The following is an 8,845-nucleotide window of genomic DNA, read 5'->3' as shown; positions in this document are numbered from 1 at the left end:
TTTTTTATTGGTTGCTTTGCTTAGCCATAAACACGCTGTCTTGAGACCTGATTATGGTACTGTTCAAGCTTTCCCAAGTCTGCAAACTGCTCTTGTTTTGCATACTTGATGTCAGAAAATTCAATTAAAAAGTTATCTCTGATTTGTTGATATTCAGGAACATGACTATAACGAATCACACGATAACCCGCAGATTGTAATAAGGCTTCTTGATATTTTGCTTCATTCGCACGCTTTGTCGATGTCTGGTCATCTAAAGCCACGATGGCGATTACACGATAATCTTTGTCTAAAATCACAAAATCAGCAAACATCTTTTGATATTTACTACGGGTATGTTGAAATTTGGTTGTTATTAATGCGTCAAATGACACATGTGCCAAAATATTAGCTTCAGATAAGATTTCTTTAAGACGAATAAAGGTTAATTGCTCAATCGAATTAAAGACAGCTCTTTGTCTTAATGCGCTATCACTCAATCGTTTATTCGTTAGTCCTTTATAAACGATGACGATTACGACAGCGACGATGAAAATACTTATAATAATCATCATATCCATGTCCTCTTTCCTTTCTTATAATTCGGTTTCTAGACCGTTTATTTTTCCCAGTAATATTAATATATGAATTAATACCTTTGGTTCAAACACTTTGATAAAATCACTACGAACTGCAACACAACACTTATAAATCTTGACTTAAAATTTCACTTCAAAAACATCAATGTGACTTAAGTCTCAGTTTTAATTATAAATTGAATCATAGCTTTATTTTATTCACTTATCATAAGTAATAAATGAATAGGTTTTAATTATTGTTATACTCATTTTCATTTTTAAATACAACTTAATCCGATAAAATTACAACATTATTGTCTAACAATTTATACGACTTTTGTTCGATTTTTATTCAAAATTTTACCCACAGTTCTAAAAAAGTTATCCACAGATTTGTTTGTTTTTAACTCAAAGATTGATTTTTATAGAAAAAAAGGATGCTTACGCATCCTCTCTCATTTCAAAAACTAAGCCCGATTCTTTGGCTTAGACTTCCCTTTGCTATTGCCACCAAACGGTTTTTTATCACCTGTTTCACGTGGTGGCAATCCTGTATGTTGTGTCAAAATCTGACCACGTTCAGGACGCTTTTTCGTATTCGATGGACGAGATTGATTTTTCGCTTGTTGATTACGATGATCACCATTACGTTTCTGCGAATCACCATCCACTGTCGAGTTTTTCTTACGTGCAGACTGGTACTGACCTTCAGTTGTTCCCGCAGGCTGATAGGTTGGAATCAAATGCTGTTTTGAATTACCAATTAAATCTTGGCGCCCCATTTCTTTTAAAGCTTCACGTAATAATGGCCAATTGTTTGGATCATGATAACGTAAGAAAGCTTTATGCAGACGACGACGCTTCTCACCTTTCACAATATCAACATCTTCAGTATAACGCGCCACTTTGGCTAATGGGTTTTTACCTGTGTGATACATGGTGGTCGCAGTTGCCATTGGCGATGGATAGAAAGTCTGTACCTGATCGGCACGGAAGCCATTCTTTTTCAACCAAATCGCCAAATTCATCATGTCATATTCAGTCGTGCCCGGATGCGCTGCGATAAAGTACGGAATTAAATACTGTTCTTTACCTGCTTCTTTACTGAAACGATCAAACATTTGCTTGAAACGATCATACGTCCCGATTCCCGGTTTCATCATCTTAGACAATGGACCTTTTTCGGTATGCTCAGGTGCGATTTTTAAATAACCACCGACATGATGCTGAACCAATTCCTTCACATATTCAGGGTTGAGTACAGCCAAGTCATAGCGTAAGCCTGAACCAATGAGGATCTTTTTAATGCCTTTGAGTTCACGTGCTTTACGATATAACTGTGTTAATGGTGCATGATCTGTATGTAAGTTTTGACAAACACTCGGATAAACACATGATGGTTTACGACAATTTTTTTCAATTTCAGGGTCTTTACAATGCAAACGGTACATATTTGCAGTTGGGCCACCTAAGTCAGAGATGATCCCTGTAAAACCCGGTGCAGTATCACGAATCTTTTCAACTTCACGTAAAATTGATTCTTCAGAACGGTTTTGAATAATACGCCCTTCATGTTCTGTAATTGAACAGAACGTACAACCACCAAAACAACCACGCATGATATTGACAGAGAATTTGATCATATCAAATGCAGGGAAACGTGCATCGCCATAAGCAGGATGTGGTAGACGTGCATAAGGCAAATCAAACACATAGTCCATTTCTTCAGTGGTCAATGGAATCGGTGGAGCATTTAGCCATACATCACGTTCGCCATGCTTTTGCACCAATGCACGTGCATTTCCCGGATTGGTTTCAAGATGCAAAATACGATTGGCATGTGCATATAAAACTGGATCATCCGCAATTTCTTCAAATGCAGGCAAACGAATCACCGCCAACTCACGTGGTGGTAATTTATGTTTAATGGCTTTTGAAGCAGGTTGTAATTGAACAATTTGGGTATTTTCATCCAAATCATCGCCTTCACGGATAATTGGATTAGCAACCATTTCTTTTTGGAAATTTTGATATTGCGTAAGTGAATTGCCTTTGCCCTGCTCAATTTCACAACCATCCAAATCCTCAGTCATCACATAAGGATTGATGATCGGATCAACACGACCAATGCTATCGACATCATTTGATGCAATTTCTACAAACTGCGCTTTAGACGCACGATTATTTTTATTGATAATAAATGCAGTACCACGAACATCGGTAATTTCGTGAATTTTTTGACCTTTGGCAAGACGATGCATCACTTCGACAATCGAACGCTCACCATTGCCGTACATCAGTAAATCAGCTTTAGAATCCATCAATACTGAACGACGTACTTTGTCTGACCAATAGTCATAATGTGCGATACGACGCAAAGAAGCTTCGATACCACCTAAAAGAACTGGAACATCTGGAAATGCTTCACGACAACGCTGACAGTAGACTGTTGCTGCACGGTCTGGACGTTTATTCGGTAAATTATCAGGTGAATAGGCATCATCTGAACGAATCTTACGGTCAGCCGTATAACGGTTGATCATCGAATCCATGTTACCTGCCGTTACACCCCAAGCAATATTGGGTTTGCCTAAGACTTTAAATGCCTCAGCAGACGTCCAATCGGGTTGCGCAATAATTCCGACACGGAAGCCCTGAGCCTCTAATGTACGTCCGATAATCCCTGAACAAAATGATGGATGGTCAATATAAGCATCACCACAAACGAGAATGAAGTCACAACTGTCCCAACCGAGTAAATCCATTTCTTCACGTGACATTGGCAAAAATGGTGCTGGTTCAAAGCACGATGCCCAATATTTGTCATAATCAAACAACGCTGTAGGCGCGGTTTGAGCAGTATAAGCGGTCGACATGGCGAATTATCTCGAATGGCAGTTGGCGATCGGGAGAGATCTAAGATGAAAGCCGATCATTTTACCATGAATTTCATTCATCATGCTTGATTAAAAAACAATCAAAAACAGAAACATGTAAATTAATGCTTATTCTTCGATATAAATTGATTGAAATTAATCACTTCTCATATCTTAAAAGCTTGATGAATCATATGAAAGATAATCAAAGTCGGCATAATCCAGTGAAATGAAACATGCAGTTCAATTGAATAAAAATATTTTCATGGTCTGTAAATGTAATCATTCAATCTACACATTCAATGATGCTTTATTTGAGATTTTACTGAGTTTCAAGGCGATCAAAAATCCGATACAAAGAATCAAAGTAAGGGTAATCGTTAAACCAAACCAACCATAACTTTCCCACACCAAACCATTTGCACTTCCAAGAAAGCTTGAACCGAGGTAATAACAAAATAGATAAAGCGAAGAACCTACTGCACGATATTGTAAGGACTGTACAGAAACCCAACTACTTGAAGTCGAATGCGCAGCAAAGAATGAGAACGTGAAAATTAATAAACCGATCAATATCAACCAAAGTGATGGAAGTAACATGATCCATAAGCCCAAAATCATGGTTAAAAACATGGCAGCAAGTACTTTATCTCGACCAAATTTTTGACTCCAACTCGCAGCACGAGGCGAACTATAAATACCTGATAAATAAGCAATTGAAATCAAACCAATCCATGTTTGTGATAATTCAAAAGGTTTGTCTAAAAGATGATAACTCATGTAATTAAACACAGTCACAAAACATCCCATTAAAATAAAACCTTCCAGAAATAACAAACGAAGTTTTGGGTCTGCGAGATTCTTTTTAAAGGATTCAATAAAGCGTGAGAATTGAATTGGATAGGCTTTGAAATGTTTTGATGCAGGTAAGGCAATATAAAAAACGATGGCAATCAATAAATTAAGAATACCAATAATCATCGTTGCTGTTTGCCAAGAAATATAATCCAGTAAAACCCCAGCGATTAAACGACCACTCATTCCGCCAATGGCAGTACCAGAGATATACAGCCCCATTGCAAAGCCAATATCTTTTTGCGCAATTTCTTCACCAATATAGGTCATTGCAACCGAAGCAACCCCACTTACAGCCAATCCAACCATCATTCGTGTGGCAAGAAAAACTTCCCAATAGGGTAAAAAAGCGCTGATTAACAATAATGTTGCTGTGGAAAATAAAGAAATCACCATGATTGGCTTACGACCAAAACGATCTGAAATAAGCCCTGCAAACAATAAGCCTAAGGCCAAAGCAATGGTTGAAAATGACAGTGGAAAACTACTATGCGTCGGTGTGACATGAAAGAATTTTGCCAAAAATGGCATCATCGGTTGTACACAGTAAAGTGATGAAAATACAGCAAAACCTGCTAAAAATAACGACAATAAAATTGCAATAAAAGGTTTAGTGCCATATTCAATATAGGACATGGACTCAGGTACGTCAGACATAATCACTCCTTATGTCTGCTCAGTATACGCCTGTTTTGATCATTTGATAAAAGCCAAAGCAAAAATTAATAGCCATAATCTCACAATATGAAAATTTAATACAAATTATAAGGCAATCTAATTTGAATGATTTCATTATTATTTGCCTGTTTTGCATTACGTCTAGATATTGGTAGACGAGATAGCATTTACAAAAATATGTAAGCTAAATGAGCCCTCAATCTTTAGTTGTTGAGCTTTTTTAGTACGTGAATTTTTCATTCTTAGATAACATTTTCAGATCTCATTTATGACAATACTAAGTCAAGCACTTAACTTGCTTTGTATAAACTTCAATAAATCCTGAAAGATCATATGCCATTCCTCGGTTGGCGGCGAAAATAAAGCATGCCAGAAGAATGCGAAGTTTAATCCACCATCATCTGTACAGTCATGTACCCATTCTTCAGGAAGTTCTTCATCGCTCTGGCACAAAAATACATACCAATCAGCTCCCGATTGTTGCGGAGAATAAACGCCAATAAACTTTTCAATTGATGCATTGTCTATTCCAGATTCTTCAAACAATTCTCTTAAAGCTGCCTTTTCTAAAGACTCATCTTGTTCTACAGTCCCTTTGACTATTTGAATGCCTGCAAGTGGATGCCTAAATACTAAAATCTGTAATCGTTCATTCCATGTTCTCAATATGACAGGTACAACTTTTGAATGATCATATTAAAACTTACTCATGGAGTAATCACCCATTTCATTTTATATCCTCCTGTTCTTTCAAACCCGTTTTGCTGATAAAACACGACTGTTCTATCAAACTCAGGTAAAGGAGGGGTACATAGTTCGATTCGCTTCCATTGTTTAGATTCTGCAAAATATTGAATTTGCTGAATTAAAGCTTGACCAATATTTTGACTCCGGTATTCAGGCAACACAAAAAATTCCTGCAAAATACCAAAAGCCCCTTCTGCATATAAAGCATAGCTTTCACACAAAGCGCCAAATCCAATCACTTCTTGGTCTTTGAATGCAGCAAGTACATAATATTTCTCTTGTTCTATAAAATTTCGACATAATACTTCACTATGCGCTACGTCTATATCAAAATGCTTTACGCCTGTCCGTTCAATGATTTCATGAGTTAGACAAATAGCAAGTTTATTAATTTCAGTTACATGCTGTATTCCAATCCATTGATATTGAATTATATTTTTCATAAAATTTCCTATACTCCAATACTAAAGCCTAAACTCACATCACAAGCAGCCTGACCACCCTGTATACCCCAATTCTCTATGGGAATTTCTCGAAGTAAAATATTCTGGCTGTGATTTATCCGTTGGACAGAGAAAGTGATGTGGTTCATGAACAAATAGACGAATATTTCGATCATGTTGTGGAATCTTAAACGCTTCCACCAAAGCAGAATGAACAGCGTCCATGAGTGCTAATTCTATTTCCAAATCATAGTGTTGCCTGACTTCAATTTGAACTGCTGGCATTTTTATTCTCATACATTTAATTGTAAATCAAAAGATTAGCATACTATCTATACTTCTTTGTACGCCATAACGTACACATGATGAGGCGTTTTGCAGCTGTTCTGAGTTTCGTAAAATCGATACTATAGTTACATAAAGAAACAGGACGTTTCAAATAACCAAGAATAACAACAATGATAAATAAGCAATGCACAAAATAGATGGACGCATAAAGTAGTCAACAGGCAGTTCACTACAATAATGAATAGATACGAAGAAGCCCCGACAGGATATCGGGGCTTTTTTATGCTTAACTATTGATCTTAATTTACTTTTAGACTGAGTTCTATCTCACTACTTAGGTAATAATTTTAATAAATGTGCATCTTTTCCATCTTCAAATACCCAAAGACTACCATCATGTGCAACCTCTAAATCACGAATTCGGTGTTTCATATCTAAACGTTGAACTTCTACTACAGGATTCTGTGTAGTATCAACCACAACAATTGATTTTGAGGATAAACCACCAATCAGTGCCTTATTGGACCATTGAGGAAACAGTTGACCTTGATAAAAAATCAAGCTCGATGGAGAAATAACAGGTGTCCAACTGATTTCAGGTGCTTTAAATTCGGGGCGAGTATCATGATCTGGAATGGGTAAGCCATTATAATGATCACCATTAGAAACAAGTGGATAACCATAGTTTTCACCACGAATTACGATGTTTAGTTCATCCCCACCTCGTGGTCCCATTTCAACATCCCACAATTTACCTTGCGCATCAAATGCAATACCCAAAGGATTTCTATGCCCTAAAGACCACACTTGTTTGGCAATCTCACCTTGATGCGTAAATGGATTACCCTCCGCAGCAGTGCCATCATCATTTAATCTTAAAATTTTGCCTAAATTTGATTGCATATCTTGAGCAGGTTCAAACTTTTGTCGTTCACCTGAACTGATCCATAACTTGCCATCTTGACCAAATAAAATACGATGTGAATAATGCCCTTGACCCGAAACTTTAGGCACTTGCTCCCAAATTCTGCTTATATTTTTAAGTTTTGGATGTGGATCAAGTAAATCAAGTTCACCACGTATGACAACTGCACCATAGCCTCCTTTGCCAGCTTCTGCGTAGCTCAAGTAAACCAATTTATTCTTTTCAAATTTAGGATGTAATACAATATCGCCTAATCCACCTTGCCCGCCATAGGCAACTTTAGGAATCCCCGAGATATCAATACTTTGTTTAGTCAAAGGATTAAATAATTTTACCTGACCTTTCTTCTCTGTAATCAATAATCGACCATCAGCAAGTCGTGCCATTGCCCATGGCTCATCAAACGTTGCTATTTGTACGATTTGATAACCTTGTTTAATATCTGAAACTTTCACTGGCGAACTTGAATCCTTGCTTTGTGCATTACACGCACTTAACAATAGACTACTCAAAACCAGAGAAAAGCCGAATATATTTACTAAATTTCTTTGCATATTTTCTTCTCTTTTATCTTATTCATCATCTTTATTTAAAATAACATTCCTACAAAATGAATCGTTCATCCAATTGGTAACAAAACATCATGATTTTTGAACGATATATTGTTTAGTTATTGCTTAAATACCTAAAAATTAAACTTCTAATAATGCTCTAAAACCTCGTGATGCATAATAAGATTGAGCACCATTATGATAAGTAAAAACCTGACCATAACGATAATCGCAAAATAAAGCTCCACCTTGTTGGCGTATAGTCTCAGGTGTTTTAATCCAACTAGATGTTTTTAAATCAAAATTAAAAATAGTTTGTAAATATCGATATTGCTGCTCTGTTAATAGTTCCACCCCCATAGATTGAGCAATATCAATCACATTATCTGCTGGCTTATTTTCTTTACGTGCATTTAAAGCTTCTCGATCATAACAAAAGCTTCTACGCCATTTCGGTGTCTCAATCGCACAATCATAAAATACAATTTCAGTATTTCCAGTATCAAATAAAACGATATCAGGTTCTCCGCCTGTATCTTCCATTTGACTTAATGACCACAACTTTTCGGGGTTATGTATTAATTTTTCTTCAATAGCACTCCAATTTAAATTTGGATGACGATTCATGTTCTGTTCAAATCTACTTTTTAATATCGTGAATAACTGCTTACTTTCTTGTGATGATAAGGCCTTAAATTTGTTCATTATTCAATCTTCATATGCATTCAAATAAAATGTAGCCTATATACACCAAATTTGTGTTTTATTTTGAATCTAAACATTATAAAAAGGTTTGAAAATATTTTTGAAAACCGAACCATAAATAGGATCTCGATTTTTTAATTCTTTTTATATAATTCTAGACATCTTAAAACAGACATAAAAAAACACCTCATATAATTCTAGACATCTTAAAAACAGACAT

General features: G+C 36.2%; 7 protein-coding genes and 1 pseudogene. All 8 read right to left on the bottom strand.

Features of this window, described 5'->3' with window-relative positions:
- Positions 1-20: 20 nt before the first annotated feature.
- Positions 21-554, bottom strand: a complete 534-nt coding sequence (locus tag GGG_RS0117835; RefSeq protein ID WP_227500512.1) for a DUF2726 domain-containing protein — start codon at positions 552-554, stop codon at positions 21-23.
- Between the two features lie 470 nt (positions 555-1,024).
- Entirely contained in the window at positions 1,025-3,433 is a 2,409-nt protein-coding gene (locus tag GGG_RS0117830) for a YgiQ family radical SAM protein (RefSeq protein ID WP_010117432.1), read from the bottom strand.
- 291 nt (positions 3,434-3,724) lie between these two features.
- Positions 3,725-4,945, bottom strand: coding sequence for an MFS transporter (locus GGG_RS0117825; RefSeq protein WP_010117430.1), 1,221 nt, complete (start codon positions 4,943-4,945; stop codon positions 3,725-3,727).
- A 303-nt stretch (positions 4,946-5,248) separates the two neighbouring features.
- The gene (locus GGG_RS20015) at positions 5,249-5,632 is read right to left on the bottom strand and encodes an NUDIX domain-containing protein (RefSeq protein ID WP_010117428.1); all 384 of its coding nucleotides are present in this window, start codon (positions 5,630-5,632) and stop codon (positions 5,249-5,251) included.
- Between the two features lie 41 nt (positions 5,633-5,673).
- Positions 5,674-6,156: a GNAT family N-acetyltransferase gene (locus GGG_RS0117815; protein WP_010117426.1), complete on the bottom strand. Its 483-nt coding sequence runs from the start codon at positions 6,154-6,156 to the stop codon at positions 5,674-5,676.
- Positions 6,157-6,164: 8 nt separating this feature from the next.
- A pseudogene (locus GGG_RS20010) lies at positions 6,165-6,441 on the bottom strand (tautomerase family protein).
- Positions 6,442-6,774: 333 nt separating this feature from the next.
- The gene (locus GGG_RS0117805; RefSeq protein WP_010117421.1) at positions 6,775-7,923 is read right to left on the bottom strand and encodes a PQQ-dependent sugar dehydrogenase; all 1,149 of its coding nucleotides are present in this window, start codon (positions 7,921-7,923) and stop codon (positions 6,775-6,777) included.
- Positions 7,924-8,061: 138 nt separating this feature from the next.
- The gene (locus tag GGG_RS0117800) at positions 8,062-8,625 is read right to left on the bottom strand and encodes a DUF4256 domain-containing protein (protein WP_010117419.1); all 564 of its coding nucleotides are present in this window, start codon (positions 8,623-8,625) and stop codon (positions 8,062-8,064) included.
- Positions 8,626-8,845 lie beyond the last annotated feature (220 nt).

This window comes from Acinetobacter sp. P8-3-8, from assembly GCF_000214135.1.
Lineage (GTDB): Bacteria > Pseudomonadota > Gammaproteobacteria > Pseudomonadales > Moraxellaceae > Acinetobacter.
Note: the sequence above shows the minus strand (reverse complement) of the source record. Positions and strands in the feature narration are given on the sequence as shown.

What these genes read in the sequence shown, in the direction of transcription:
- GGG_RS0117830 (WP_010117432.1), bottom strand. Translation starts at nt 3,433, where the DNA reads ATGTCGACCGCTTATACTGCTCAAACCGCGCCTACAGCGTTGTTTGAT.
- GGG_RS0117815 (WP_010117426.1), bottom strand. Translation starts at nt 6,156, where the DNA reads ATGAAAAATATAATTCAATATCAATGGATTGGAATACAGCATGTAACT.
- GGG_RS0117800 (WP_010117419.1), bottom strand. Translation starts at nt 8,625, where the DNA reads ATGAACAAATTTAAGGCCTTATCATCACAAGAAAGTAAGCAGTTATTC.
- GGG_RS0117825 (WP_010117430.1), bottom strand. Translation starts at nt 4,945, where the DNA reads ATGTCTGACGTACCTGAGTCCATGTCCTATATTGAATATGGCACTAAA.
- GGG_RS0117805 (WP_010117421.1), bottom strand. Translation starts at nt 7,923, where the DNA reads ATGCAAAGAAATTTAGTAAATATATTCGGCTTTTCTCTGGTTTTGAGT.
- GGG_RS0117835 (WP_227500512.1), bottom strand. Translation starts at nt 554, where the DNA reads ATGATGATTATTATAAGTATTTTCATCGTCGCTGTCGTAATCGTCATC.